25 protein-coding genes are annotated in these 24,331 nt (G+C 70.7%); 14 read left to right on the top strand and 11 right to left on the bottom strand.

What is annotated here, in order from left to right; genetic code table 11:
• Nucleotides 1–77: 77 nt before the first annotated feature.
• The 4 genes from tsf to ACQEU6_RS17370 all read left to right on the top strand — a co-directional run bounded on the left by tsf (nucleotide 78) and on the right by ACQEU6_RS17370 (nucleotide 3,378).
• Nucleotides 78–914, top strand: coding sequence for a translation elongation factor Ts (gene tsf / locus ACQEU6_RS17385; RefSeq protein WP_499333138.1), 837 nt, complete (start codon nucleotides 78–80; stop codon nucleotides 912–914).
• A gap of 135 nt (nucleotides 915–1,049) precedes the next feature.
• Nucleotides 1,050–1,751, top strand: coding sequence for a UMP kinase (gene pyrH, locus ACQEU6_RS17380; RefSeq protein ID WP_499340230.1), 702 nt, complete (start codon nucleotides 1,050–1,052; stop codon nucleotides 1,749–1,751).
• 74 nt (nucleotides 1,752–1,825) lie between these two features.
• Nucleotides 1,826–2,383 (top strand): ribosome recycling factor, encoded by a 558-nt coding sequence (gene frr / locus ACQEU6_RS17375; protein WP_499333136.1) that lies wholly within the window; start codon nucleotides 1,826–1,828, stop codon nucleotides 2,381–2,383.
• The gene (locus tag ACQEU6_RS17370) at nucleotides 2,383–3,378 is read left to right on the top strand and encodes a phosphatidate cytidylyltransferase (protein ID WP_499333135.1); all 996 of its coding nucleotides are present in this window, start codon (nucleotides 2,383–2,385) and stop codon (nucleotides 3,376–3,378) included. Before frr ends, ACQEU6_RS17370 begins: the two co-directional genes overlap by 1 nt.
• Nucleotides 3,379–3,428: 50 nt before the next feature.
• On the opposite strand, the gene ACQEU6_RS17365 is transcribed toward ACQEU6_RS17370, so the two are convergent.
• A complete protein-coding gene (locus ACQEU6_RS17365) occupies nucleotides 3,429–4,574 on the bottom strand; it encodes a suppressor of fused domain protein (protein WP_499333134.1) in 1,146 nt (381 codons plus the stop codon).
• Between the two features lie 114 nt (nucleotides 4,575–4,688).
• Here ACQEU6_RS17365 and rlmN point away from each other — a divergent pair, with 114 nt between their 5' ends.
• The 3 genes from rlmN to ACQEU6_RS17350 all read left to right on the top strand — a co-directional run bounded on the left by rlmN (nucleotide 4,689) and on the right by ACQEU6_RS17350 (nucleotide 7,288).
• Complete coding sequence (gene rlmN / locus ACQEU6_RS17360; protein WP_499333133.1) at nucleotides 4,689–5,834, top strand: dual-specificity RNA methyltransferase RlmN; 1,146 nt, start codon at nucleotides 4,689–4,691, stop codon at nucleotides 5,832–5,834.
• A gap of 62 nt (nucleotides 5,835–5,896) precedes the next feature.
• A complete protein-coding gene (locus ACQEU6_RS17355) occupies nucleotides 5,897–6,400 on the top strand; it encodes a DivIVA domain-containing protein (RefSeq protein ID WP_499333131.1) in 504 nt (167 codons plus the stop codon).
• A gap of 63 nt (nucleotides 6,401–6,463) precedes the next feature.
• Nucleotides 6,464–7,288 carry a DUF1963 domain-containing protein gene (locus ACQEU6_RS17350; RefSeq protein WP_499333129.1) on the top strand — a complete coding sequence of 275 codons (825 nt, stop codon included), beginning with the start codon at nucleotides 6,464–6,466 and terminating at the stop codon, nucleotides 7,286–7,288.
• 792 nt (nucleotides 7,289–8,080) lie between these two features.
• Here ACQEU6_RS17350 and ACQEU6_RS17345 read toward each other — a convergent pair.
• From ACQEU6_RS17345 to ACQEU6_RS17325, 5 genes are all read right to left on the bottom strand, one after another.
• The gene (locus ACQEU6_RS17345; protein WP_499333128.1) at nucleotides 8,081–8,776 is read right to left on the bottom strand and encodes a hypothetical protein; all 696 of its coding nucleotides are present in this window, start codon (nucleotides 8,774–8,776) and stop codon (nucleotides 8,081–8,083) included.
• Nucleotides 8,773–9,489 carry an ATP-binding cassette domain-containing protein gene (locus tag ACQEU6_RS17340; protein ID WP_499333126.1) on the bottom strand — a complete coding sequence of 239 codons (717 nt, stop codon included), beginning with the start codon at nucleotides 9,487–9,489 and terminating at the stop codon, nucleotides 8,773–8,775. Before ACQEU6_RS17340 ends, ACQEU6_RS17345 begins: the two co-directional genes overlap by 4 nt.
• Before the next feature lie 157 nt (nucleotides 9,490–9,646).
• Nucleotides 9,647–10,084 (bottom strand): HIT family protein, encoded by a 438-nt coding sequence (locus tag ACQEU6_RS17335; RefSeq protein WP_499333124.1) that lies wholly within the window; start codon nucleotides 10,082–10,084, stop codon nucleotides 9,647–9,649.
• A 470-nt stretch (nucleotides 10,085–10,554) separates the two neighbouring features.
• Entirely contained in the window at nucleotides 10,555–10,812 is a 258-nt protein-coding gene (locus ACQEU6_RS17330; protein ID WP_499333122.1) for a type II toxin -antitoxin system TacA 1-like antitoxin, read from the bottom strand.
• A 95-nt stretch (nucleotides 10,813–10,907) separates the two neighbouring features.
• The gene (locus tag ACQEU6_RS17325) at nucleotides 10,908–11,369 is read right to left on the bottom strand and encodes an Lrp/AsnC family transcriptional regulator (protein WP_499333121.1); all 462 of its coding nucleotides are present in this window, start codon (nucleotides 11,367–11,369) and stop codon (nucleotides 10,908–10,910) included.
• Nucleotides 11,370–11,533: 164 nt separating this feature from the next.
• On the opposite strand from ACQEU6_RS17325, the gene ACQEU6_RS17320 reads away from it, so the two are divergent.
• Genes ACQEU6_RS17320 through ACQEU6_RS17295 form a run of 6 tightly spaced genes read left to right on the top strand, consistent with a single transcriptional unit; the run spans nucleotide 11,534 to nucleotide 18,553 of the window.
• Nucleotides 11,534–12,967 (top strand): gamma-aminobutyraldehyde dehydrogenase, encoded by a 1,434-nt coding sequence (locus tag ACQEU6_RS17320; RefSeq protein WP_499333118.1) that lies wholly within the window; start codon nucleotides 11,534–11,536, stop codon nucleotides 12,965–12,967.
• A 37-nt stretch (nucleotides 12,968–13,004) separates the two neighbouring features.
• Complete coding sequence (locus ACQEU6_RS17315; RefSeq protein WP_499333116.1) at nucleotides 13,005–14,156, top strand: ABC transporter ATP-binding protein; 1,152 nt, start codon at nucleotides 13,005–13,007, stop codon at nucleotides 14,154–14,156.
• Nucleotides 14,153–15,406: a polyamine ABC transporter substrate-binding protein gene (locus ACQEU6_RS17310; protein WP_499333112.1), complete on the top strand. Its 1,254-nt coding sequence runs from the start codon at nucleotides 14,153–14,155 to the stop codon at nucleotides 15,404–15,406. The genes ACQEU6_RS17315 and ACQEU6_RS17310 overlap by 4 nt, the downstream gene beginning before the upstream one ends.
• A complete protein-coding gene (locus tag ACQEU6_RS17305) occupies nucleotides 15,406–16,269 on the top strand; it encodes an ABC transporter permease (protein ID WP_499333111.1) in 864 nt (287 codons plus the stop codon). Before ACQEU6_RS17310 ends, ACQEU6_RS17305 begins: the two co-directional genes overlap by 1 nt.
• A complete protein-coding gene (locus ACQEU6_RS17300) occupies nucleotides 16,266–17,111 on the top strand; it encodes an ABC transporter permease (protein WP_499333109.1) in 846 nt (281 codons plus the stop codon). Before ACQEU6_RS17305 ends, ACQEU6_RS17300 begins: the two co-directional genes overlap by 4 nt.
• Complete coding sequence (locus ACQEU6_RS17295; protein WP_499333108.1) at nucleotides 17,108–18,553, top strand: NAD(P)/FAD-dependent oxidoreductase; 1,446 nt, start codon at nucleotides 17,108–17,110, stop codon at nucleotides 18,551–18,553. The genes ACQEU6_RS17300 and ACQEU6_RS17295 overlap by 4 nt, the downstream gene beginning before the upstream one ends.
• A 13-nt stretch (nucleotides 18,554–18,566) precedes the next feature.
• Here the strand turns inward: ACQEU6_RS17295 and ACQEU6_RS17290 are convergent, their stop codons facing one another.
• On the bottom strand, nucleotides 18,567–19,085 hold the full coding sequence (locus tag ACQEU6_RS17290; RefSeq protein WP_499333106.1) for a PH domain-containing protein: 519 nt from the start codon (nucleotides 19,083–19,085) through the stop codon (nucleotides 18,567–18,569).
• Nucleotides 19,086–19,222: 137 nt separating this feature from the next.
• On the opposite strand from ACQEU6_RS17290, the gene ACQEU6_RS17285 reads away from it, so the two are divergent.
• On the top strand, nucleotides 19,223–19,843 hold the full coding sequence (locus tag ACQEU6_RS17285) for a hypothetical protein (protein ID WP_499333104.1): 621 nt from the start codon (nucleotides 19,223–19,225) through the stop codon (nucleotides 19,841–19,843).
• Here the strand turns inward: ACQEU6_RS17285 and ACQEU6_RS17280 are convergent.
• The 4 genes from ACQEU6_RS17280 to ACQEU6_RS17265 all read right to left on the bottom strand — a co-directional run bounded on the left by ACQEU6_RS17280 (nucleotide 19,804) and on the right by ACQEU6_RS17265 (nucleotide 24,330).
• Nucleotides 19,804–21,000, bottom strand: a complete 1,197-nt coding sequence (locus ACQEU6_RS17280) for a coiled-coil domain-containing protein (RefSeq protein ID WP_499333102.1) — start codon at nucleotides 20,998–21,000, stop codon at nucleotides 19,804–19,806. The genes ACQEU6_RS17285 and ACQEU6_RS17280 overlap by 40 nt on opposite strands.
• 188 nt (nucleotides 21,001–21,188) lie before the next feature.
• Complete coding sequence (locus ACQEU6_RS17275) at nucleotides 21,189–22,043, bottom strand: glutamate ABC transporter substrate-binding protein (RefSeq protein ID WP_499333100.1); 855 nt, start codon at nucleotides 22,041–22,043, stop codon at nucleotides 21,189–21,191.
• A complete protein-coding gene (locus ACQEU6_RS17270; protein ID WP_499333099.1) occupies nucleotides 22,031–23,539 on the bottom strand; it encodes a GlnX family signal transduction membrane protein in 1,509 nt (502 codons plus the stop codon). The genes ACQEU6_RS17275 and ACQEU6_RS17270 overlap by 13 nt, the downstream gene beginning before the upstream one ends.
• Entirely contained in the window at nucleotides 23,536–24,330 is a 795-nt protein-coding gene (locus ACQEU6_RS17265) for an FHA domain-containing protein (protein ID WP_499333097.1), read from the bottom strand. Before ACQEU6_RS17265 ends, ACQEU6_RS17270 begins: the two co-directional genes overlap by 4 nt.
• Nucleotide 24,331: the final 1 nt, after the last annotated feature.

Genomic DNA, 24,331 nt, shown 5'->3' with positions numbered 1-24,331 from the left:
TCCCGGTGGCTCCCGCGTGGGAGCCACCGGGACCGTCGCGGGTCCCACGACCAACGACGAGAGAAGCGAAGAGAGCGATGGCCAACTTCACCGCCGCTGACGTCAAGCGGCTGCGCGACCTGACCGGCTCCGGCATGATGGCCGTGAAGAACGCCCTGACCGAGGCGGACGGCGACTTCGAGAAGGCGACCGAACTGCTGCGCCTCAAGGGCGCCAAGGACGTCGGCAAGCGCGCCGAGCGCACCGCCGCCAACGGCCTGGTCGCCGAGCACTTTGCGAACTCCGGCGACGGGGCGCTCTTGGAGCTCAACTGCGAGACCGACTTCGTCGCTAAGAACGCGCAGTTCATCGAGCTCGCCCAGCGCCTGGTCGAGTTCGCGGCCGCCAACGGCGCCGCGGACGCCGCCGCCCTGCTGTCCACCGAGATCGAGCCCGGCAAGACCGTCCAGGCCCTGATCGAGGAGAACAGCGCCAAGATCGGTGAGAAGCTGGAGCTGCGCCGGTTCGCCCACTTCCAGGGCGTCTACGTGGCCAGCTACCTGCACAAGTCCGACCCGTCGCTGCCGCCGACCACCGGTGTGCTGGTCGAGTTGGACACCGAGAACGCCGAGGTCGCCAAGGACGTCGCCCAGCAGATCGCGGCGATGGCCCCCAAGTACCTCACCCGCGGGGAGATCCCCGCCGAGGCGGTCGAGAAGGAGCGGGCGCTCGCCGAGCAGCTCACCCGCGACGAGGGCAAGCCCGAGCAGGCCATCCCGAAGATCGTTGAGGGCCGGGTGAACGCCTACTTCCGCGACTTCGTGCTCGTGGAGCAGGCGTTCGTGAAGGACAACAAGAAGACGATCGCCAAGGTCCTCGACGAGGCCGGCGTCAAGGTCGTCCGCTTTGCCCGGTTCAAGGTCGGGCAGGCTTAAGGGCACCCTGGAGACGAGTGCGCGAAATAGAGCGAACGCAACGAGGAGGCCGCCGACGTGCCGGACAAGACGACCAGTAGCGCGACGGCGGCCTCGTCGTCCGGCCAGCACGCGCCGCGCGCGGGCTGGAAGAGGGTGCTGCTGAAGCTCTCGGGCGAGGCCTTCGCCGGACGGGACCCGCTCGGCATCGACCCGGAGGTCGTCCAGCACGTCGCCGAGGCGATCGCCGAAGCCGTCCGGGACGGCGTGCAGGTGGCGGTCGTGTGCGGCGGCGGCAACATGTTCCGCGGCGCCGTCATGGCCGAGCGCGGCATGGACCGCGGGCGCGCCGACTACATGGGGATGATCGGCACCGTCATCAACTGCCTGGCCCTGCAGGACTTCCTGGAGAAGCTCGGGCTCGACACCCGCGTGCAGACCGCCATCACCATGAGCCAGGTGGCCGAGCCCTACATCCCGCGCCGCGCCATGCGGCACCTGGAGAAGGGCCGCGTGGTCATCTTCGGCGCCGGGCTCGGGCAGCCGTTCTTCTCCACCGACACCACCGCCGCCCAGCGCGCGCTGGAGATCGGCGCGGAGGCGGTGCTCAAGGCCACGCAAGTGGACGGTGTCTACGATGCCGATCCCCGAAAGAATCCAGACGCGGTCAAGTTCGACCGTTTGGAATACGGTGAAGTTCTACAGCGGGGTCTGAAGGTCATGGACGCCACGGCCATCAGCCTCTGCATGGACAACGCGCTCCCCATCGTGGTCTTCGACCTCATGGGGCAGGGCAACATCGTCCGGGCCGTCCGGGGTGAGAAGATCGGCACGCTGGTCAGCCCGGCGGAGGGCTGACCGCAGCCCACGGCCGCGCCGGACGCGGCGCGGAACCGCAGGACCAGGGCCGACCAGATGACACGGGAGTCACAGTGATCGACGAGACCCTCCTCGAAGCCGAGGAGAAGATGGAGAAGGCGGTCGCGGTCGCCAAGGAGGACTTCCAGGCCATCCGCACCGGCCGGGTCACCCCCGCGATGTTCAACAAGATCACGGCTGAGTACTACGGGACGCCGACGCCGATCAACCAGCTCGCGTCGTTCACCCTCCCCGAGCCGCGCATGGTCGTCGTCCAGGTCTTCGACAAGTCGTCCATGCAGGCGGTGGAGAGGGCCATCCGCGACAGCGACCTCGGTGTGAACCCCACCAACGACGGCAACGTCATCCGGGTCGTCTTCCCCGACCTGTCGGAGGAGCGCCGCAAGGAGTTCATCAAGGTCGCCGGCACCAAGGCGGAGGAGAGCCGGGTCTCCATCCGCAACATCCGGCGCCGCGCCAAGGACACCCTCGACAAGCTCGCCAAGGACGGCGAGGTCGGCGAGGACGAGGTCAGGCGTGCCGAGAAGGAACTCGACGACACGACGCACCGCTACGTGGCGCAGATCGACGAGCTACTCGAGCACAAGAAGGCCGAACTGCTCGAAGTTTGATGAGACTCGACGATTCCGGGGAGCCCTCGGGCTCCCCGGACGAGCCGGAGGTCGACATGGCCGGCCCACCCCCCGGAGAAGCACTGGACTCGCCCCCCGGGCAAGGGCAGGACGGATCCGGCGACCCCCCGTCCTCCGGCGACTCCCCGTCTCCCGGCGGCGCGTCCCCCGCCGGCAATCCCGGAAGCAGAACAGGACGTAACCTCCCGCTCGCCATCGGCGTGGGCGTCGCGCTCGGCGCCCTGGTGCTGCTCTCGCTCTACACCGTCAAGGAGATCTTCCTTGGCGTGATGGTCGTCTTCCTGTTCCTCGGCATGCGGGAACTGACCGAGGCCTTCAAGAGCCGTGACATCCGGGTCCCGTTCATCCCCGTCGCGACGGGCATGGTCGGCACGCCCGTCGTCGCCTACGTCTGGGGTGCCACCGCCACCATCGCCGCGGTCTCGCTGACGATCCTGGCGTTGTTGATGACGCGCATGACGGAGGGCGCCTCCGGATACGTGCGGGACGTCACCGCCGGATCGCTCGTGGCCGGCTACCTGGTGCTGATGGGCGGGATCGTGGCGCTGCTCATGCGTCCCGCCGACGGCGACCACCGCATCGTCATCTTCATCGCCACCACCGCCGCCAGCGACATCGGCGGCTACTTCGCCGGATCCTTCCTGGGCAAGCACAAGCTCGCGCCCACGATCAGCCCGAAGAAGACCTGGGAGGGCGTCACCGGCTCCGCCGTCACCTGCATGATCGTCGGCGGGTGGCTGGTGTGGTGGCTCCTGGACGGCGGTCAGATCTGGCAGGGCGTGATCATCGGGCTCGCCACCGTGGTCACCGCGACCGCCGGCGACCTCGTCGAATCGATGATCAAGCGGGATCTCGGCATCAAGGACATGGGCACGCTCCTGCCCGGCCACGGGGGAGTGATGGACCGCCTCGACTCCCTCGTCGCGACGGCCCCCGTCGTCTGGCTACTGCTGGAACTGTTCGTCCCCAGCTAGGACTTCCTAGGGGCGTTCCTAGGCTGACTACGGATCGCCCCTGGAAGCCTTCAGGAAACGACCCAGGAGCGGCCCTGCTGGGCAAGACGCCGAATGAGCGCGTCGGATCCTTCGCTCTTGGCGTACCGGTGCTCCTCGCCCGTGATGGGGACGAGCCATAGCCACCGGACGCCGTCGCCGTTGAGCGTCAGGCCTGTCATGCCAGGCGCCCCAGGACCCGGGAGACGGTTCGGGTCGTCCAAGAGAAGCACGCCCTCCCAGGACGACTCGCCGTTGCCGAGGGGGAACGTGCGCGGCTCGTGGTACCACTTGACGACGTCTCCAGGGGCGAACCAGGTCACTGACCGCCACGGGTACTGCGCGAGCCACGGAAAGATGCTGCCCGACCGCTGGCTGGGCAGAGTGCTGGCGACGGCCAGTTCTATGCGTCCGTACGGGGCGACGTCGTCCTCGTACAGTTCGACCGTGGGCATCCGCTGGCGGCTCATCCCGACCGTGCTCAAAACGGTGAATTCCCGGTCGCCTCTTGCGGGACGTTCCGAGACCCCTACCGTCGGGGCCACGCTCGGCCTGCCGTTCGCCAACTGGCGTCCGACATCGTGCCAGTAGTGGCCACTGGGCCCCAGCCGTTGCAGAAGGTGCCCGAGGATCGATTGCTGGAACTCGGCCCAGGAACCTTCCGCGCGGCACCGCTTCCAGTGTTCGCGCGCCTGGTCGACGCGCGGTCCGAACTCCTCGATCTCCTCGTCCAAGGGAAAGGCGAACGGGCTCTGCGACGTGGCGTCGCGGGCGTAGCCGGGGATACCGCGCCCCATGTCGGACCAACCGGGGATCACCAGCAGCAGATCGCCCTCCTCCAGGAGAGCCACGCCGTCGCCCTCCTCGAACCAGACGACCTCCAGCGCCCCGGCGTTCAACGCCGGACGTCCTGCGGGGTGGCGCACATGCGACTCGGGCAGGAGGGGGGCAAGGCCCTCGTCGAGCCGCGACCGGTCCAGTTCCCGCGGGGCCTCGCGGTGGTTCGCGACCCAGACCGCTCCGACCACCGAGTCTCGCGCGTCCTTCAGGTAGGCCGCGGTGACCTCGCCGTCGGTCTCGATGGTGAGCCGCCGGCTGCCGTACGGGCTGGCCGCCGCGTGGACGACCGTGGCCGCTGACCCCCGGGGCGAGGCGGCGCCCCTGCGCAAAACCGACATGATCGAGACCTTAGTCGCAGACAAGGCCGTGTGCAGGAATGTCGCTGTTCAGGTATGGGTGGACGTCCCAGGACGGACGATGCACGCACAGGTGTTTGCGACACTGGAAGGACCATGTCTACCACCCAGCCCTCCACGACCGGCGCCGCGCCCAAGAAGACTCCGGCGAAGCTCGTCTTCGCCGCCCCAAGGCGCGGCAAGCCGCCGAGGCATCTCGCCGACCTCACCACGGCCGAGCGGCGCGAGGCGGTCACCGCGCTGGGGGAGAAGCCGTTCCGCGCAGACCAGCTGTCGCGACACTACTTCGCGCGCCTGATCGACGACCCCGCCAAGATGACGGACCTGCCGGCCGCCGTCCGGGACCGTCTCGTGTCAGAACTGCTGCCTTCGCTGCTGACCCCTGTACGCGAGCTGGACTGCGACGGCGGGACGACCCTCAAGACCGTCTGGAAAGCCTTCGACGGCGTTCTTTTCGAGTCGGTCCTGATGCGCTACCCGGATCGGGCGACGATGTGCGTCTCGTCCCAGGCGGGCTGCGGGATGAACTGCCCCTTCTGCGCGACCGGCCAGGCCGGGCTCACCCGCAACCTTTCCACGGCCGAGATTGTCGAGCAGGTCGCCGCGGGCGCGCGCGCACTCGCCCGCGGGCGCGTCCCAGGAGGCCCGGGACGCGTCTCCAACATCGTCTTCATGGGCATGGGCGAGCCCCTGGCCAACTACAAGGCCGTGATAGGCGCGGTCAGGCGCATCACCGATCCGGCACCCGCCGGGCTGGGCATCTCCCAGCGGTCGGTCACGGTCTCCACGGTCGGGCTCGTCCCGGCCATCGAGAAGCTCGCCGCCGAGGACATGTCCGTCAGGCTGGCCGTGTCCCTGCACGCGCCCGATGACGAGCTGCGCGACGACCTCGTGCCCATCAACAACCGGTGGAAGGTCTCCGAGGTGCTCGACGCCGCCTGGGCCTACGCCGACCGCAGCGGGCGCCGCGTCTCGATCGAGTACGCCCTCATCAAGGACATCAACGACCAGGCCTGGCGGGCCGATCTTCTCGGAAGGCTCTTGCGCGGGCACCTCGTACACGTCAACCTGATCCCGTTGAACCCAACGCCGGGTTCCAAGTGGACCGCCTCCCGGCCCGAGGACGAGCGCGAGTTCGTCCGGCGCCTGGAGGCCCACGGGGTCCCGGTCACGGTGCGCGACACTCGGGGCAGGGAGATCGACGGGGCCTGCGGACAGCTGGCCGCGGCGACCAAGGACTGAGCGCGCCGCGGGCCCGTTCCCGGCGCCTCGCGGCGGGGACACGGCTGAGGAGCGCGGTGCCGGTGAAGACGGGTACACGGCTGCCGGTGGTCTTGCGGGGCTATGACCGCGGCCAGGTCGACGCCATGCTCAAGCGGATCTCGGAGGCGCTGAACGGCGGACCGCCGATGTCCGCGGACGAGTTGCGCCGGACCCGCTTCACCACCGTCCTGCGCGGCTACGACCGCCGCGCGGTGGACGAGCTGCTCCGCGAGTGCATCAGGGAGCTCCAGACCCGGGCGCCGATCAGGGAGCGCCCCGGCCGCACCCGCGCCCAGCCGGCCTGGCTGATCAACTGGATCCAGAACGCGCGGTTCTCCGGCGCCGGCCTGCGCCCCGGTTACGACGTGCGGGACGTCGACGCCTTCCTGGAGCGCGTGATCGCCGGCCTGCGCGGCACGGCCCCGCCCGTGACCGCCCGGGACGTGCGGGAGAGCGCGTTCCGCACCGTCCGGCTCGGACCCGGCTACGACGAGCAGGAGGTCGACCGCTTCCTGCTGCAACTCGCGGCCGCCCTCGAACGCTGACGAAGTTATCCACAATTTCGCGGGATGCTGCGCCCTGCGTGAGGCCCGCGCCACGCTTCGTGCATGGATCCCTTCGCCGCACAGCACCGACGGCTCCGAGCCCTGTTCGACTCCTTCCTCGCGCCTGAGATCACGGCCATCCTGCTGCCTCTGATCAAGCCCGGGCTGCGCCTGTCCACCCGCGGGGAGGTGCCCGTCCACCTTGGCGGCGTCCCGCTGCTGCCGCCTGACGAGCCATGGCCGACATGGAACGGCCGCCCGCTCGACTTCTTAGGCGCGATCGACTTCGCGGGCCTCGCCGGTCTGCCGAAGGTCACGGGCCTGCCCGCCTGCCGGGCCGCGTTCTACTACGCCAGCGAGATCCCCCGCCCGTGGGGCGACGAACCCGGCCACCGCGACGGCTGGCGCGTCTTCACCGGCAACCTCCGCCCTGCGACCCCGCCGCCGGGCCCCCTTTCCTATCCGCAGACCACACTGGGCGCCGCTCCGTTCCTCTCCCTGCCTTCTCCCCAGGAGGCCGTCATCCAGCGCCTGGAGATGTTCTACGACGGCATCGTGCCCGTGTACGAACAACTGCACGCCGCCTGGACACGCCACACCTGCCCGGACGGTGCGCCCGCCCACCAACTGGGCGGCTGGCCGACCCTCGTCCAACGTCCCCTCGGCCCCGACTGCCTGTACGCCTCAACCGGCCGCACCCTGAACGCCCTCAACCCCCCGGCTCTTACGCCGGACGAGCAGCGCGCGGTCGAGGAGTGGCACCTCCTCCTCCAACTCGACTCCGACGACCGCCTCGGCTGGTACTGGGGCGACCCGGGCCGGATCTACTTCTGCAACCGCCGCGACACCCCTCTGGAGCAAACATGGCTAACCGTCCAGGCCGCCTGACCCACCAGGGATCAGCCTCCGCCCTGTCCACCCACAGCCCTCCCGGCCACACCGCCGAGCACCACATCAACAGACGCAGTCGCGGTGTGAGCTGGGTTCTGGACGAGGGTGCCCCTCCATGGTGCGGTGGTCGTGTGGATCGGGGCCGATGGCGTGCCGATAACTACGGCCGCGAGCGCTTCGCTCTGTCGGTCGTCAGCGGTGGCGACCTCACAACGAAGCACCACGTCAGTGGACGCACGCGTGGTGTGAGCTGGATTCTCGATGGGAGCGGCCCTCTGTGGTGCGGTGGTCGTGTGCGGCGGAGTCGAGGGCGTGGTGAGAACCGCGACCGTGGGCGCTTCGCTCTGTCACTCGACAGCACTGGCGGCTTCAGGGCCGAACACAGCACCAGCGGTCGTACGCGCGGTGTGAGCTGGAGCTAGACAAGGCGACATCTGGGGTGGGCCAGCGATGTGGTTGCTGTTTCGCTGTGGGTGCGTTGCGCTGCCTCCCCACAGCACTTGCGACCTCACTGGCGAGGACCGCCCGGGTGGGGCGCAGGCGTGGTGCGAGTTGGTGCTCGCAGGGAGCCGCCCTCCGTGGAGTGGTCAGGAGCGTGGGGTGGTGAGGCTGCGCGGGGTGGTGAGGCTGCGCGGGGTGGTCAGGTGCGCGGGGTAGTCCGGGGCATGAGGTTGAGGGTGTGGGGTGGTCAAGGGCGTGGGTGGTCAGGGGCGGGAGTGGCCAGGTACGCGGTGGGGTCAGGGGGCGCCGGGTGGTCAGGGGGCAGTGGTCGGGTGGGAGGGCTTGGGGTTAGGGGGCGCGGTGGTGGCGGGTGGTCAGGAGGTAGGCGGCGCCTACTGCGGTGGACCAGATGACCAGGTGGAGGGCGGTGGCGGGGAAGTGGGAGACGAAGACGCTGGGGCCGTCGTGAGCTGCGCGCATCCAGCCGATCATGGGGATGGAGAGCCAGGAGAGGTGTCCCATGCCGAGGAGCAGGAGGGCGGTCGCGCCGCCGAGGAGCGCCAGCAGCGAGATGCCGGGGTCCGGGATCAGGGCGCGGCTCGTCCAGGCCCCGAGCAGCGTGCCCGGGACGGCGACGAGGAGGTTCAACGCGCAGCCCACCAGGATCGCTTGCCCCGGCGAGCCGAGTTGGAGCGCCTGGATGAGAGGGACGAACAATGCCGTGGCGCCCAGTGAGATGTTCACCCCGTACGCGGCGAGCAAGCCCGCCCACGTGGGCGCGGACGGGCGGCGGGCAGCGGCGGCGGTCAGAGAACGCTGCTCGTCGGGCTGGGTGTCGAGGAGGGCGCGGGCCGCCCACGCCCACACGGGGAACATGAACGCCGCCACGTCCGCGAAGGTGTGTACGGCGAGCTCGCCGGCGTCCGGGCCGCTCGGCCCCTGCGCGAGGACCAGCGCCACGACCAGCGCCACGACGATCAGCGGCTGCAGGACGCGCAGCGAGCGGAGATAGCCCGCCACCTGGAATCGGACGAGTGGGATCATTCTTCGCGCCTCCGCACCCGGTAGCCGTCGGCCCTGAGCTTCGTCTCCACGGTGTCGGCCTCGTCCCCGGGCACCTCGACCTCCAGGACGGTCCAAGGAACGGGGCCCCCGGAGGCCAGCGGAGTGACGGAGCCGTTCGCGACGTGCAAGCGGTCAACACCGGGCATCGCCTCGATGCAGCGCTGGTGGTCGCTGACAACGATCGTGGAGCCGCGCGAGGCGAACTCGGAGATCAGATCGGGGAGCGAATCGCGTGTGGCGGCGTCCAGGCCCGCGAAGGGTTCGTCCAGGATCAGCAGCTCCGGGTCCGCCATGAGCGCCTGCGCGAGCCCGATCTTCTGAGCGCTGCCCTTCGACAGTTCGGGCAGCCGGACATCGAGGAGGTGGTCAAAGCCCAGTCGCTCTGCCCAGGCGTCGCAGGTGTCCGCAGGGACGCGCCGTATGGCCGCCATGTGGCCCAGGTACGCCCGGACACTGAACGGCTGGTCGACCGGGAACCGCTCCGGCGCGTATCCCACTCGGGTGGGGCGGTCTTTGACGACGCCTGTTCGTGGCCTGCGCAGCCCGGCCATCACGCGGAGCAGAGTGGACTTCCCTGCGCCGTTATGCCCGGTCACCTCGGTCACGCTTCCTTCCGGAAGCGACAACGTGACGTCCCGGAACACCCAAGGGTCCCGGCGCCGATAACGAAAGGCGACACGCTCCAGCCGCATGGCATCCAAACCGTAGGGACCCCCTCGTAAGGACGGCGTTAGCCGACGCCGGCCTCCAACACCCGCGCTCTCCCGGAAGAGGAGACCGAGTAGCACCAAACTGCCCCACGCGTCCACGCCGTGCGGTCTCATGCGCTCGCGTCGCGCGGCTTCGCTGCTAGGCGGGGTTGGTCAGTGAACTGGAGAGGCGGGCTGCGTAGTCGGCGGCCTCGGTGTCGGAGGTGTACTTCTGGCGTGGCCAGAAGAAGCCGCGGAGGCCGTCCTTGGGGTTGCGCGGGACCACGTGTACGTGCAGGTGGGGGACGCTCTGGCTGATCCGGTTGTTCATGGCGACGAACGAGCCGGCCGCTTCGAGGACGGATTCCATCGCCTTCGCGAGGCGTTGGGCTTGCGCGAAGAAAGGGCCGAGGAGGTCCTCGGGCAGATCCGTGAGCGTTTCGTAGTGAGTTCGGGGGACCAGCAGCGTGTGCCCCTTGAACAGCGGCCGGGTGTCGAGGAACGCCATCGCTTCCGGCGCGTCCAGCACGATGTGCGCGGGCCGCTCTCCCTTGATGATCTCGCAGAACAGGCACGCCTTGCTCACAGCCTCACCCATCCCCCCATTCTCTCTGCCACACCCGCCGCCGACGACCGCAAGCACAGGTCGAACATACGACCTGTGGCCCCGGGAAGGCGGCGCACCATCTCATCTACAGGTGGGTGCCGGCAGGCTGCGGCGGAGTTCTGAAGCCTGCTCGGAGGACGCGGGGTGTCCCTGCCCGGAGGTGGTGTGTCGTCCGTGCCCACGGAAGGGGCGCTGGCGAGGCGGTTTGCTGCCTGGGAGGTGTTGTGGGGTCTCTGTGGAATTGCTGTGGCGGCTCTGCCTGGGGGATGTCGGGCCGACGTCGCTGCGGGCTTGGGGCTTGTCTGCGGGCCCCGCCAGCGCGTGGCGGTGGCGGGGGTTGTGTGTGTCTGGCGTGGAGGAGCCGAGCCTTGTCAGGGCTCAGGCGCCGTTGGGCGCTGCAGGTCGCCGTGGGAGGGTTTTGGCGGTAGTGGCGGGTTGGAGCGGCGCCGTGTTGGGGTGGGTCAGGATAGGGCTAGAAGTAGGGCCGTGTAGGGAGGGATCGGGTCTGGGGCGGGTTCTGTCGCTTCCTGGGCGGCGGCGTGTTCGTGGAGGTCGCGTTCGGCGCGGTCCAGGGCGGCTGACAGGACGAAGTCGGTGACCGACCAGCCGATCAGCTCGGCGGCCGCGCGGATCACGAGGAACTGCTCCGCGGTGGTCCGGAAGGCGATGTGATCGTCGACGGGGTCGTCCGGAAGGTCCTGGCGAACCGACTCGGGCATGGCCGGTCTCCTTCCTTGCGGCCTTTAAAAGTACGCCGCGAGGTGTTGCCAGGACATCCCCTCAGAGAACGAGAATCAACGGGTGTCCGGCGGAGTCAGCGCGTCCCCCAGGAGTAGGTCTGTTTGCGAAGTTTGAGGTAGACGAAGCTCTCAGTGGAGACTACGCCCGGGATTGCACGGATACGGCCGAGAAGTTCCAGAAGACGTTCGTCGTCCTCGCAGACGAGCTCCAGGAGGATGTCGAACGAGCCCGCGGTGATGACGACGTAGTCGATCTCGTCCAGGGCCGCGAGCTCGTCGGCGATCTTCTCCAGGTCGCCTTCGCACCTGACACCGATCATCATTTGTCGGTGGAATCCGAGCATGAGCGGGTCGGTGACGCCGACGATCTGCATGACGCCCGTGTCGAGGAGCTTCTGCACGCGCTGGCGCACGGCGGCCTCGGAGAGGCCGACGGCCTTGCCGATGGCGGCGTAGGAGCGGCGGCCGTCCTGCTGGAGCTGCTCGATGATCTGCTTGGCGGTCTCGTCGAGCTGGACGCGGGCTGCCCGTTCCATCCGGATCTCCTAGCTGCGGCATCGAGGGTGTGAGGCCCCTGGACCAAGGGAATTAGTCGTGAAATTCGATCGTAACAACGGAATCACTTGTGTTGGACGGACCTCTCTGTAAGGGTCGGGCCAACAGGACACAACGGGCGATGGAGCCCAGGAGGGACCTGAGGATGAGCGGCGAGAGGCTGCGCAACTTTATCGGCGGAGAGTACGTCGACGCCAAGGACGGGCGGACGCTGGAGGTGGTCGACCCCAGCACCGGCGAGACGTACGCGGAGGCGCCCGTGTCCGGCGCCGAGGACGTCGACGCCGCGTTCCGCGCGGCGTCCGACGCGTTCCCCGCCTGGCGCGACGCCACGCCGGGGGAGCGGAGCCTGGCGATGCTGCGCTTCGCGGACGCGGTCGAGAAGCGGGCGGAGGACCTCGTCCGGGCGGAGAGCCGGGACACCGGCAAGCCGGTCCAGATGACCCTGGACGAGGAGGTGCCGCCGATGGTGGACAACCTCCGGTTCTTCGCCGGGGCGTCCCGGGTGCTGGAGGGCAAGGCGTCCGCCGAGTACATGGCCGGCCACACCTCCTCGGTCCGGCGGGAGCCGGTCGGGGTGTGCGCGCAGGTGACGCCCTGGAACTACCCGATGATGATGGCGGTCTGGAAGATCGGGCCGGCGCTGTCGACGGGCAACACCGTGGTGCTCAAGCCGTCCGAGACGACCCCGGCGAGCACGCTGATGCTGGCGGAGATCGCGGCCGAGTTCCTGCCCCCGGGCGTCCTCAACGTCGTCTGCGGCGACCGCGGCACCGGGCGTTCGCTGGTGGAGCACCCGACGCCGCAGATGGTGTCGATCACCGGGAGCGTGCGGGCCGGGATGGAGGTCGCCGCGTCGGCGGCCAAGGACCTCAAGCGGGTGCACCTGGAGCTCGGCGGCAAGGCGCCGGTGGTCGTGTTCGACGACGCCGACGTCGAGGCGGCGGCGACGGGCATCGCCGAGGCCGGGTACTTCAACGCGGGCCAGGACTGCACGGCGGCCACCCGCGTGCTGGTCGCCGACCGGCTGCACGGGGAGTTCGCCGAGGCGCTCACCGAGGCCGCCAAGGGGACGGCCGTCGGACCGCCCAGCGACGCCGACGCCTTCTACGGGCCGGTGAACAGCGCGAACCAGCTGGAGCGCGTCCAGGGCTTCATCGAGCGGGCGCCCAGCCACGCGAAGGTCCTCACCGGCGGCGAGCGCGTGGGAGACCGCGGCTACTTCTTCGCGCCGACCGTCGTGAGCGGCCTGAGGCAGGACGACGAGATGGTGCAGAACGAGGTCTTCGGCCCGGTCATCACCGTCCAGAGCTTCTCGGACGAGGCTCAGGCCGTGGAGTGGGCCAACGGCGTCAAGTACGGCCTCGCCGCGAGTGTGTGGACGCAGAACCACGGTCGCGCCATGCGCATGACCAAGGCACTGGACTTCGGTGCCGTGTGGGTCAACACCCACATCCCGCTGGTGTCGGAGATGCCGCACGGCGGCTTCAAGCACTCCGGCTACGGCAAGGACATGTCGATGTACGGAATCGAGGACTACACCCGCGTCAAGCACGTCATGCACTACATCGGCGGCTGAGCGCCGCCGACCGGAGCCCGTGAAGGAAGTCCCGCCCATGACCGAGACCCAACCCGCCGCGGCTCGCGACGATCCGGCCGTCGCGGTCCCCGCGATCGAACTCGCGGGAGTCGAGAAGAACTACGACGCCTACGGCGAGACCGTGGCGGCGGTGCGCGGCGTCGACCTGTGGATCGCGGAGGGGGAGTTCTTCTCCCTGCTCGGCCCGTCCGGATGCGGCAAGACGACGACCATGCGCATGATCGCCGGCTTCGAGGAGCCGACGGCGGGACGGGTCCGGCTGCACGGGCAGGACGTCACGAACGTGCCTCCCAACAGGCGCGACGTGAACATGGTGTTCCAGTCGTACGCGCTCTTCCCCCACATGAGCGTCTTCGAGAACGTCGCGTTCGGCCTGCGCCGGCGCGGCGTTCCGAAGGCGCGCCTCACGCGGCGGGTGGGGGAGATGCTGGAGATCGTCGACCTGGCGGGACGGGAGAGGCGCCGTCCCGCCGAGCTGTCCGGCGGACAGCAGCAGCGGGTCGCGCTGGCCCGGGCGCTGGTGAACGAGCCGCGGGCGCTGCTGCTGGACGAGCCGCTCGGCGCCCTCGACCTGAAGCTGCGCCAGGCGATGCAGGTCGAGCTGAAGCGGATCCAGCGGGGGGTCGGCGTCACGTTCGTGTACGTGACGCACGACCAGGGCGAGGCGCTGACGATGTCGGACCGCATCGCCGTCATGAACGACGGGGTGATCGAGCAGCTCGGCACGCCGCGGGAGATCTACGAGCACCCCGCGACGCGGTTCGTGGCCGGGTTCATCGGGACGTCCAACCTGCTGGACGGGGAGGTCACCGGGTCCGGGCCGGAGGGCGCGGTGCTCTCCCACGGGCCGGAGGGCCGGATCGAGGTCCCGATGCGCGGCGGCCGGGAGGCCGTCGCGGGGGAGCGCGTGGAGCTGACCGTCCGCCCCGAGAAGATCGGGATCGGGCCGGACAGGCCGGGGGACGGGCGGTGCGCCGTCCGGGGCACCGTGACCGAGGTCGTGTACCTCGGGACGTCGACGAACTACAACATCACCACCTCCGCCGGCGCCGACGTCGTCGTGTTCCTGCAGAACGCGACGTCCGCCGACGACATCGCCGTGCGCGGCGACAGCGTCTGGTTGTCGTGGGATCCGCGCCACTCGTACGCCATAGGAGCCCCCCAGTGAGCCAGTTCGACCCCGCGTTCCTCCGCGGACTCGCAAGGCCGCGCCTGGCACGTTCCGAGACGGGCGGTCCGGCCCGCCGCGACGTCCTGAGACTGATGGGCGCCGCCGGCGCCGGGCTCGCCCTGTCGGCGTGCGGGGTGAAGGGGCAGGGCGGCAAGGAGAAGGTCAGCCGGGGCGACGTCGAGAAGTACTGGGCGGGCAAGGCCAAGAGCGGCAGGCTCAACTGGGCGAACTGGCCGGGCTACATGCAGGACGACCGGGAGACCATCAAGGCGTTCGAGAAGGAGACGGGCGTCAAGGTGACCTACAAGGAGGTCATCCAGGAGATGGGCCCGTGGTTCGGCAAGATCCAGGCGCCGCTGGCGGCCGGCCAGTCCATCGGCTTCGACCTGATGGTCATGACGAACGGGATCCAGCTGGAGCAGTGCCGCCAGCTCGGCTACCTGGCGCCGCTCGACCTGTCGAAGCTGCCGAACTTCCAGGCGAACGCGGGCCCGTCGTTCAAGAACCCCTCCTACGACCCGGGCAACGCCTTCACGATCCCGTACGAGTCGGGCGTCACCGGGATCGCGTACAACACCAGGTACGTGAAGGAGGAGATCACCAGCATCGCCCAGCTGTTCGACCCGAAGTACAAGGGCAAGGTCGGCATGATGGGCGACTCGCAGGAGCTCGGGAACTTCGGGATGTTCCTGCTCGGCATCGACCCGGAGAAGTCGACCAGGGCGGACTGGGAGAAGGCCGCCGCCAAGCTGCGCGAGCAGCGCGACAAGGGCATCGTCCGCAAATACTACAGCCAGGACTACGTCGACGCCGTCAGCAAGGGCGACGTGTGGATGACCATGGCGTGGTCCGGGGACGTGTACAGCCTGACGAGCCCGGACGTGAAGTTCGTGGTGCCGAAGGAGGGCGGCACGATCTGGACCGACAACCTGTGCATCCCGAAGACCGCCGAGAACCCGGTGGACGCGCTGGCCCTCATGGACTGGCTGTACGTCCCGGAGAACAACGCGCCGCTGACCGAGTTCATCAACTACATGCCGCCGATCCCGGCCACCCAGAGGCTCATCGCGCAGAAGGCCGAGCAGGCCGGAGGGGCGGACAAGAAGGACCTGACCCGGCTCAGCACCAGCCCGCTGATCTTCCCGTCGCAGGCCGACCTCGCTCGGCTGCGGCACTACCGGCGGCTCACGCAGGCCGAGGAGACCGAGTACCAGAAGATCTTCGAGCCGATCTCCAAGGGATCGTGATGGCGGGGGTGCGGGGGCGGCTCGCGCCGTACCTCATGATCCTGCCGGGCGGGCTGTGGCTGGCGGCGCTCTTCCTCGTCCCGATGGTGCTGATGGTGTCCCTGTCGCTGCAGACCGGGAACCTCATCGACGGCTTCCAGCAGACGCTGCACTGGCGGAACTACACCGACGGGCTCAGCACCTACGGCGACAAGTTCGTCCGGTCGCTCTGGTACGGGCTGCTGGCCACGATCGCGTGCATCGTGCTCGCCTACCCGGCCGCGTACTGGATCGCGTTCCGGGGCGGGCGCGCCAAGTCGACGTACCTGTTCCTCCTGCTGCTCCCGTACTTCGTCTCGTTCATCCTGCGGACGGTGTCGTGGAAGCTCGTCCTCACCGACAACGGGCCGGTCCTCGGGCCGCTGCGCCATCACGGCGTCCTGCCGGACGGGTTCCACGTCCTCGACACCGGCGTCGCGGTCGTGTCCGGGCTCGCCTACAACTTCCTGCCGTTCATGGTCCTGCCGATCTACGTGGCGCTCGAACGCATCGACCCGCGCGTGGTGGAGGCGGCCTACGACCTGTACGCGAGCCGCGCGCAGGCGTTCCTGCGGGTGATCCTGCCGCTGTCGCTGCCCGGCGTGTTCGCCGGCGTGATCATGACGTTCGTGCCGGTGTCGTCGGACTACGTCAACGCCGAGGTGCTCGGCGGCCCGCAGAACACCATGATCGGCAACGTCATCCAGACCGAGTACTTCAACAACAGCGCCTACCCGGCGGCGTCCGCGCTGTCGTTCGCGCTGATGGCGATCCTGCTCGTCGGCATCTTCGCCTACGCGCGCACGCTCGGCACGCAGGACGTCCTGGAGGCGGCTGGACGATGACGACCCCCACCAAGGCTCCGGTCACCCTCGCCAAGCCCTCGCGGCGCCGCGCGCCTCTCCGGCGCCGGATCTCGGGCCTGCGCCTCTACACCCTCGCGCTGATCGCGTGGCTGATCCTGCCGATCGCGATCATGATCCTGTTCGGGTTCAACGACACCCGCAGCAAGCAGAACTTCGAGTGGCAGGGCTTCACGCTCCGGTGGTACCGGCACCTGTTCGACAAGAGCGACCTCACCGCCGCCCTCGTCAACTCGCTGACGATCGCGCTGCTCAGCACGCTGATCACCACGGTCATCGGGACGTTCGCGGGCCTCGCGCTCGGCCGCTACCGGTTCCGCGGCAAGGGCTCGACGAACCTCGTGCTGTTCATGGCGATCTCCTGCCCGGAGATCGTGATGGGCGCGTCGCTGCTGTCGATGTTCGTCACGTTCAACCTGCCGCGCGGCTACCTGACGATCCTCCTCGCGCACGTGATGTTCTCGATCGCGTTCGTGGCCGTGACGGTCCGGGCCCGCGTCGTCGGGCTCGACCCCGCGGTGGAGGAGGCGGCGCAGGACCTCGGCGCCGGCCCGTGGACGCGGTTCCGCCTGGTCACCCTGCCGATGATCATGCCGGGGGTGCTGGCGGGGGCGCTGCTGGCGTTCGTGCTGTCCATCGACGACTTCGTCATCACCAACTTCACCAGCGGCGCCACCGTCACGTTCCCGCTGTGGATCTACGGTTCCACCAGGACGGGAACGCCTCCGCAGGTCAACGTGATGGGAACGCTCATCTTCGCGGTCGGCGTGCTCATCGCGGTGGTGTCGGCGCGGCGCGGCGCCCGCGCGCGGACACGAACGTGAACGCGGCCGGGGCGCTCGCCGACGCCGCCCCCGAGCCGTTCTGGCTCCAGGACCCGGCCCGTCCCGGCGCGGGCCCGGCGGCGGCGGGCGCGCTCACGTGCGACCTCGCCGTCGTCGGCGGCGGGTACAGCGGCCTGTGGACGGCCCTGCTCGCCAAGGAGCGCGACCCGTCCCTGGACGTGGTCGTGCTGGAGGCCGGCCGGATCGGCGCCGCCGCGTCCGGACGCAACGGCGGTTTCTGCGCCGCCAGCATCACCCACGGCCTGGAGAACGGCCTCGCGCGCTGGCCGGACGACGCCCACACGCTCGAACGCCTCGGCTGGGAGAACCTGCTCGCCATCGCGGAGACCCTGACCCGCCACGGCGTCGACGCCGAATGGGAGCCGACGGGGGAGATGAGCGTCGCCACCGAGGAGTGGCAGGTGCCGGCGCTCCAGGAGGCGGCGGAGAAGGCCTACGAGCACGGCTGGGAACCGATCATGCTCGGTCCGGACGCGGTCCGCGCGGAGGTCGACTCGCCCACCTACCTCGCGGGCCTGTGGGACCGCGACTCCGTCGCCATGGTGCACCCGGCCAAGCTCGCCTGGGGCCTGGCGGACGCGTGCCGCGCCCTCGGCGTCCGCGTCTTCGAGAACACCCGCGTCACGGCGCTGCGCACCGATGCGCGCCGGCTCCGGCTGACGACAGCCGCGCCCCCGCTGAGAGGCGACCGGGCGCCCCGCCCGCTCGGGACGGTCACCGCCCGGAACGTCGCCCTGGGGACCGGCGCCTACCCGCCGATCCTGCGGCGCCTGCGCCACTACGTCGTCCCGGTGTACGACTACGCGCTGGTCACCGAGCCGCTCACCCCCGCGCAGCGCGCGGCCATCGGCTGGCGGCACCGGCAAGGGCTCGGCGACAACGCCAACCAGTTCCACTACTACCGGCTCACCGCCGACGACCGGATCCTGTGGGGCGGCTACGACGCCGTCTACCACTTCGGCAACGGGATGCGTCCCGCCCTGGAGCGACGTCCCTCCACCTACGCGACCCTCGCCCGGCACTTCTTCGCGACGTTCCCGCAACTGGAGGGCGTGCGCTTCACCAACGCCTGGGGCGGCGTCATCGACACGTGCAGCCGCTTCTGCGCCTTCTACGGGACGGCCTACGACGGCAGGCTCGCGTACGCGGCGGGCTACACCGGCCTGGGTGTGGGCGCCACCCGCTTCGGGGCCGACGTCATGCTCGACCTCCTGCGCGTAGGACTCGCGCCCGGCGAGGAGACCGAGCGGACACGGCTGGCGATGGTGCGCTCCAAGCCCGTCCCGTTCCCGCCCGAGCCGCTGCGCTACGGCGTCATCGAGCTGACCCGGCGCGAGATCGCCCGCGCCGACCGCAACGCGGGGCGCCGCGGCCTCTGGCTCCGCACCCTCGACCGCATGGGCCTCGGCTTCGACTCCTGACCGCGGGAAGGGATCAGTCCGGCGACTCTTCGACCGTGCCGAAGATGACCGACGAGACCTCCAGGTAGAGCTGCTCCGGGTACGGCATGAAACCGACGTTGCGGAGCGCCTGCTTCTGGCCCGCGGACTCCATCACGAACTCGCCGTAGCCGAAGACCCTCCCGAGCCCCGAGCGGTTCAGCGCGATGTCGGTGACCTTGGCGAGCGGCATCATCGCGACGTTGCGGTTGAGGACGCCGTTGACGACCATCACCCGGTGCTCGGTGACCAGGAAGAAGTCCACCGACCAGGCGATCACCTTCCAGGCCAGGAAGCAGACGGCGACCAGCCACAGCCACCAGATCCAGATCTGCCCGCTGACCGCGCTCGCCGCGCCGCACGCGATGAGCCCGGCCACGACGACCCCCACCGGCAGCAGCAGGACGGCGGGATGCCGCCGCACCGCGATGACACGGCCCTCGTAGGACATCAGATACTTGTCGACCGTCCGCGACGAGGTGTCGCGGTGCACCATCATGTCCTGCAGATTCACGGCGGCGTCCTCGTCATGATCCGGGTGGGTCAACCGTAGCCGACGCGGCACCGGCGGTGCAGGGGCCCGCGCGGTAAGGGCCCCGGCCCCGCGCGAGGCCTTGTCGGACGCGGACCCGTTCGCCGATCATGGTCCTCATGGACGGCGACGCCGAGAGACCGCGGGACCCCGGCGGGCCGCGCGGCGAGTTCGCGCCCGACGTGACCGGACGCCCCATCTGGCGGCTGCTGCTGAGGGGCCTCGGCGTGTACCTGCCCGGCTGGGAGATGCCCGCGGGCGCGCTGCGCGTGCGGGACGGGGCGCCGCCGTCGGGGTTCGGCCCGCCCGCCTACCTCGACGGCGAGAGCGGCTTCGGCGTCCAGGTGCCGGACCGCCGCCGGGGCCTGGAGCCGGACCGGGAGATCTACGTGCGCGGCCGCGAGAACCCGAGCTTCGGGATCGTCGTGGCGGGCCCGTCGGCGGCGATCGGCAGCCGCGTCGTGGACGCCGCGGTGCTGATGCGGTTCGCGCGGCGGCTGACGTTCGAGGAGCTCGTCGACACCGGCGACGCCGACTCCGTCCCCTACGCGGTGCGCGGGGCGCGCGCGGTGGAGAACGCGGTGTTCCTCGACCGCGCCGCCGGGATCGGACTGTGCGTCGAGGCCGACCAGCGCACCGGCGCCCTGCGCTGCCCCCTCTACGTGCGGATCGGCGGCCCGGCGGAACGGTCCGTGCGGGCCTACGGGGCGGTGGCCCAGCCGGTGAGGTCCCACAGCTGATGGGACGGCAGCCGCCGCAGCCGGACGCTCGCGTCGGCCGGGTCCCAGAACACCTCGTCGCTCTCCAGTTCCAGCGACTGCGCGGCCGTCAGCACCGCGCACAGCAGCTCGTCGCGCGTCCGGACGGCCATGAGCGGGCCGATCTGCGCGACGGCGCCCGAGCACTCCGCCAGCGTCCGCAGGAGCGACTTGAGGGCCGCCTCGTCCTCGGGCCCGCGCACCGCCTCCACCCCCGCCGGGACGCCCGGCTCCACCCGGGCGAGGCCCCGCCTGGCCTCGCCGCCGGACACGCCGTTGCCGGGCCGGGCGCCGGCGCCCGCGGAGATGAGCAGGGCGCTGAACACGCCCGCCAGGTCCTCGGCGGCGTGCCCGCCGAGGAAGTAGCGGCGGCGCTCGGGTGAGCCGGGCGTGCCGTTCGCGCCCTCGGCCGTGCGGAAGCGCACGGCCAGCCGGCTCGCGCGCACGCACCGCTCGTACATGTCGCTGAGGATGTCCTCCAGCTGCTCGTCGCGCGTCCACAGCCGGCCCGTCGCGGTGACGGCGTCGCCGTGGGCGCGGGGGCGCCCGGTGAGCGCCGCCGTGACGGTGTCGTCGAGCTCGCCCTCGGTGAACTGCAGCAGCTCGGCGACGACGTCCTCGACGTCCTCCAGGGTGCGGGTGAGGGCGCGCTGGAGCTCCAGGATCTCCTCGCCGCCGCGCTCCAGGTCCGCGAGCCGGCCGAGCGCCGCGTCGACCTTGCCCTCGACGGCCTCGCCGCCCGCCCCGGTGGCGGCCCGCACCGACGTCTCGACCTCGCCGAGCTTGCGGCGCAGCGCGGCGAGGGTGATGCGCTGCTGCTCCAGTTCGTGCAGCCTGCCCGCCTGGGTCCGCAGGTAGTCGTCCGCCTGGTGGACGAGGCCCGCCAGCTCCTCCACCTGCCCGGTGTTCTGGCGGAGCCGGGTGTCGAGCGCGGGCAGCACGTCCTGCTTGACCCGCCCCAGCTCCGCGGTGAGCTGCTCGCCGACGGTGACCAGCACGTTGTTCTGCTTGGTGACCTGGTCGTTCAGCTCGTCGATCCGGCGGGTGAAGGCCTGGGCCTGGTCCCGGCTCTGCTTGCCCGCGTACAGTTCGAGCGCCCCCACCACGACGCACATCACCACCAGGATGACCGTCGTCATTGCACTCCTCGGGCGTGACGGTGATTACCGGAACGGGTTTTGATCGCGACCATAACTTACGATCACGTGCGCCGACCGGAACTTACGTAACCGACTGATCTCAGTGACCGGCCGGTCTCACCTGTCCTTCCCGCGCCATTCCGTAACGCCTTCCGTGCGCTTGGTGACGGATTCTCGGGCCCGGATTCTCAGACGCAGCCCTCGAATTGCGGGACGGTGGTGGCGGCCTTCAGCCCGGCCGGGCGGAACCACGTGTCCAGCAGCCGCGGCGCGGTGCCGTCCTGGTACATGCGCGTGATCGCCTTGTTGACCGCCTCGCAGCCGTCGACGTCGCCCTTCCTGAGGCCGACGCCGTAGGGCTCGTCGGTGAACGGGGCGTTGACGAGCGTGAGACCGTCGCCGCCCCCGGACGCCTTCGCCGCGAGGCCCGCGAGGATCAGGTCGTCGGTCGAGACCGCGTCGAGCCGCCCCCCGGTGAGCTCGGTGAGGCAGCCGGCGTACCCGCTCGCCTCGACCGGCAGCGCGTCGACGCCCTGCTCGTCGTGGACGCGCGGGAACGACACCGACCCGGGCACGCGGCAGAGCCGCCGCCCTTTCAGGTCGTCGATGTTCCGGATGGCGCGGGCTTCGGACCTGCGGACGAGAATGTCCTGGTGGGCCACATAGTAGGGACCCGCGAACGACACCTTCACCTTGCGTTCCGGCGTGATGGAATAACTGGCCACCACGAGGTCGACGTCGCCGTCCTGGAGCATTTTCTCGCGCGTCGCCGACGTCACCTGTCTGAACGTCACGTCGCCGGGCCGCACGCCCATCCGCCGGGCGATCTCCTTCGCGATGTCGACGTCGAATCCGGTGAACGAGCCGTCGCCCCGGCGTTCGCCGAGTCCCGGCTGGTCGCCGTTGACGCCGATGACGAGCGCGTCCTTTCCGGCGACGGAGTCCTCCCCGGCGTCGGCGATCCCGCACGCCGTCCCCGCGCCGAGGACGGCCGCCGCCGCGAGGAGCGCCGCCGCGAGGCGCCGCGCCCTCACTTCGACCATCGGTACTCGGCCAGGCGGGGGCGCACGCCCGCCAGGACGAGCGCGGCGATGACGAGGCCCGCGGCGGGCAGCACGGCGTACCAGCCGCCCGTCCCGCCGTCGCCGTCGTCCACGGCCTCGTCGAACGCCTTCTGGTGGATGGCGACCAGATCCTGGAGGGAGCGGTCGTAGCGGGTGAAGTCGGCGGCGGCCGCGCCGCGCGCGGCGACCGCCTCGTCGCGCCGCCCCCGGTCGACGAGGTCGCGCATGCCGCGGTCGTTGGCCTGGACCTTCTGGTAGTCGCGGAGCACCCTGTTCATGACCTCCGTGAGCTGCGCCGTCCGCCGGGCCGACTGGACCGGCCGTTCGGCCTCGGCGCCGAGGAAGCCGAGGAACTTCACGCGGCCGGGCTCGAAGGACAGGTCCTTCTGGACGGCCGCGTTGTACTGGGTCAGGTTGCCGGCCTTCAGGTACAGGACGGTCTGGGACTTGCTCAGGTAGACCTGCTCGTAGGCGTCGGCCCGCCCGGGGTCGAGCAGGAACCGGGTCTCGTCGGCGTTCGCGCTGTTGCTGATGGCGCGCGTCCGCGAGAGCCCCAGGATCGAGTCGAAGCCCTCCTCCTTGGCCTGGCGCAGATGGTTCGCCTGGCCGGTGAGCATGAGGGTCCCGGCCGCGACCAGGACGAGCGCGCCGAGCGTCGCCAGCGCGAGCGGCACGTTCAGCAGCCGCCGGAACCGGCGGGCGAGGAAGAGCTGGAACCCGAGGAGGACGGCCAGGAGCGCCGCGCCCGCGACGAGGACGCCCGTGCGGCCCAGGAGGACCGCCGAGCGCTTGTCCTCGTAGGTGTGCCGGACGAGGGTGCCGTTGTCGAGCGTCAGGTTGTAGGCCTTCGGCAGCAGGTCCAGCTTCATGAGGTCGGTCGCCTGCCGGTAGAGGTCGACGACCTTCTGCGCCGGCGGCCCGGAGGCGTGCGGTGACTGCCGGTCCAGCAGCAGGGCCTGCCCGGCGAGGCGCTCGTAGCGGGCCAGCGCGTCCAGCAGGTCCCGGGCCGTGTTGTTCTCGGTCGTCTCGTCCGCGAGCTTCGCGGCCTTCAGCAGCGCGTCGCCGGCCTTGCGGCGGTTCTGGTCGTAGCGGGCGAGCGCCTGCTCGCGGCCGCCGCCCGCCGCGTCGCCGATCAGCAGCGCGTCGGCGAGCCGGGCGTCCATGTCGGAGAGCTGGAAGTACAGGTCGCCGGTGGCGACGACCTGCGGGCCCGCGTCGTGCCCGATGACCCGCACCCCCTCGCGGGCGTTCCCGGTCGCCGCCCACGTGACGCCGAGCAGCGCCACCAGCAGCACGAGCGACAGCGCGGTCAGCGCCCTGACGCGGGCCGCGACGGTGCGGGGGAGCAGCCGGGCGGGGCCGGACGGCGCCCCGCCGCCCGGCTCGACTCGTGCCTCGCCACCGCCCCGGGCCGGCGGCGCCTGCGCGGCGGGGGCCGGCGCACTCGCCGGCGGGGACTGCTGGACGGCCGTCATGTCGCCTCGCCTCGGGTGAGCGTGATGGTGGTCCAGGCGCCCACGTGGATCCGGTCGCCCTCCGAGAGCGGGACCTCCACGTTGTACGGGACGGGGTCGGTGGAGCCGTTCACGCAGGTGCGGTTGGTCGAGCCGGGGTCGACCAGCGTCCAGGTGCCGCCGGGCTTCGCCAGCAGCACGGCGTGGACGTGGGAGACGCCGGGGTCCTCGGGGGGCTCGCGCAGGTCGATCTCGGGCGGGACCGGCTGCGAGGAGCTGCGCCGCCCGATGCGGACCTGCGGCCCGGCGAGCGGGATCCGCCGCTCGGGCGCGTACGGGGGGAACGCCAGCGACGCCGAGTCGGGCCCCTCCTCGGCGATGACCGTGTCGTAGTACTCGCGGTCGGCGCGCACGACCGCGGTCCACACCGCCCCGGGCACCGGCGGCGCCGGGACGGGCGGGGCCGGGACCGGGGGAGCGGGCACGGGCGGAGCCGGCGGGGCCGGGACGGGAGGCGCGGGCACCGGAGGCGCGGGCGGGCGCCGCGGGTCGGACGGCCCGGACGGGACGGGCGCCGCGGGCTCCGGCGGCGGCGTCGGCATGCCGCCGCCGATGGCGAAGTCGTAGCCGCACGCCTCGCAGAAGCGGTCGGTGCTGGGCGTCCCGCAGTCGGGGCACGCGGTCCCGCCCGGCGACGGCCGCGGGCCGGGCGGGGCGGGGGCCGCGCCGGAAGGGGCGCCCTCGATGCGCTCGCCGCAGACGTCGCAGTAGTCCTGCGCCTGCGAGGTGTGTCCGCTAGGGCAACTCGCCATG

The sequence above is a fragment of the Spirillospora sp. CA-108201 genome, from assembly GCF_050936235.1.
Lineage (GTDB): Bacteria > Actinomycetota > Actinomycetes > Streptosporangiales > Streptosporangiaceae > Spirillospora.
Note: the sequence above shows the minus strand (reverse complement) of the source record. Positions and strands in the feature narration are given on the sequence as shown.

What these genes read in the sequence shown, in the direction of transcription:
- ACQEU6_RS17315 (WP_499333116.1), top strand. Translation starts at nt 13,005, where the DNA reads ATGACCGAGACCCAACCCGCCGCGGCTCGCGACGATCCGGCCGTCGCG.
- ACQEU6_RS17270 (WP_499333099.1), bottom strand. Translation starts at nt 23,539, where the DNA reads ATGACGGCCGTCCAGCAGTCCCCGCCGGCGAGTGCGCCGGCCCCCGCC.
- ACQEU6_RS17350 (WP_499333129.1), top strand. Translation starts at nt 6,464, where the DNA reads ATGGATCCCTTCGCCGCACAGCACCGACGGCTCCGAGCCCTGTTCGAC.
- ACQEU6_RS17330 (WP_499333122.1), bottom strand. Translation starts at nt 10,812, where the DNA reads ATGCCCGAGTCGGTTCGCCAGGACCTTCCGGACGACCCCGTCGACGAT.
- ACQEU6_RS17275 (WP_499333100.1), bottom strand. Translation starts at nt 22,043, where the DNA reads ATGGTCGAAGTGAGGGCGCGGCGCCTCGCGGCGGCGCTCCTCGCGGCG.
- ACQEU6_RS17345 (WP_499333128.1), bottom strand. Translation starts at nt 8,776, where the DNA reads ATGATCCCACTCGTCCGATTCCAGGTGGCGGGCTATCTCCGCTCGCTG.
- ACQEU6_RS17265 (WP_499333097.1), bottom strand. Translation starts at nt 24,330, where the DNA reads ATGGCGAGTTGCCCTAGCGGACACACCTCGCAGGCGCAGGACTACTGC.
- ACQEU6_RS17340 (WP_499333126.1), bottom strand. Translation starts at nt 9,489, where the DNA reads ATGCGGCTGGAGCGTGTCGCCTTTCGTTATCGGCGCCGGGACCCTTGG.
- ACQEU6_RS17365 (WP_499333134.1), bottom strand. Translation starts at nt 4,574, where the DNA reads ATGTCGGTTTTGCGCAGGGGCGCCGCCTCGCCCCGGGGGTCAGCGGCC.
- ACQEU6_RS17335 (WP_499333124.1), bottom strand. Translation starts at nt 10,084, where the DNA reads ATGGGTGAGGCTGTGAGCAAGGCGTGCCTGTTCTGCGAGATCATCAAG.
- ACQEU6_RS17300 (WP_499333109.1), top strand. Translation starts at nt 16,266, where the DNA reads ATGACGACCCCCACCAAGGCTCCGGTCACCCTCGCCAAGCCCTCGCGG.
- ACQEU6_RS17280 (WP_499333102.1), bottom strand. Translation starts at nt 21,000, where the DNA reads ATGACGACGGTCATCCTGGTGGTGATGTGCGTCGTGGTGGGGGCGCTC.
- ACQEU6_RS17370 (WP_499333135.1), top strand. Translation starts at nt 2,383, where the DNA reads ATGAGACTCGACGATTCCGGGGAGCCCTCGGGCTCCCCGGACGAGCCG.
- ACQEU6_RS17285 (WP_499333104.1), top strand. Translation starts at nt 19,223, where the DNA reads ATGGACGGCGACGCCGAGAGACCGCGGGACCCCGGCGGGCCGCGCGGC.
- ACQEU6_RS17325 (WP_499333121.1), bottom strand. Translation starts at nt 11,369, where the DNA reads ATGGAACGGGCAGCCCGCGTCCAGCTCGACGAGACCGCCAAGCAGATC.
- rlmN (WP_499333133.1), top strand. Translation starts at nt 4,689, where the DNA reads ATGTCTACCACCCAGCCCTCCACGACCGGCGCCGCGCCCAAGAAGACT.
- tsf (WP_499333138.1), top strand. Translation starts at nt 78, where the DNA reads ATGGCCAACTTCACCGCCGCTGACGTCAAGCGGCTGCGCGACCTGACC.
- ACQEU6_RS17320 (WP_499333118.1), top strand. Translation starts at nt 11,534, where the DNA reads ATGAGCGGCGAGAGGCTGCGCAACTTTATCGGCGGAGAGTACGTCGAC.
- ACQEU6_RS17305 (WP_499333111.1), top strand. Translation starts at nt 15,406, where the DNA reads ATGGCGGGGGTGCGGGGGCGGCTCGCGCCGTACCTCATGATCCTGCCG.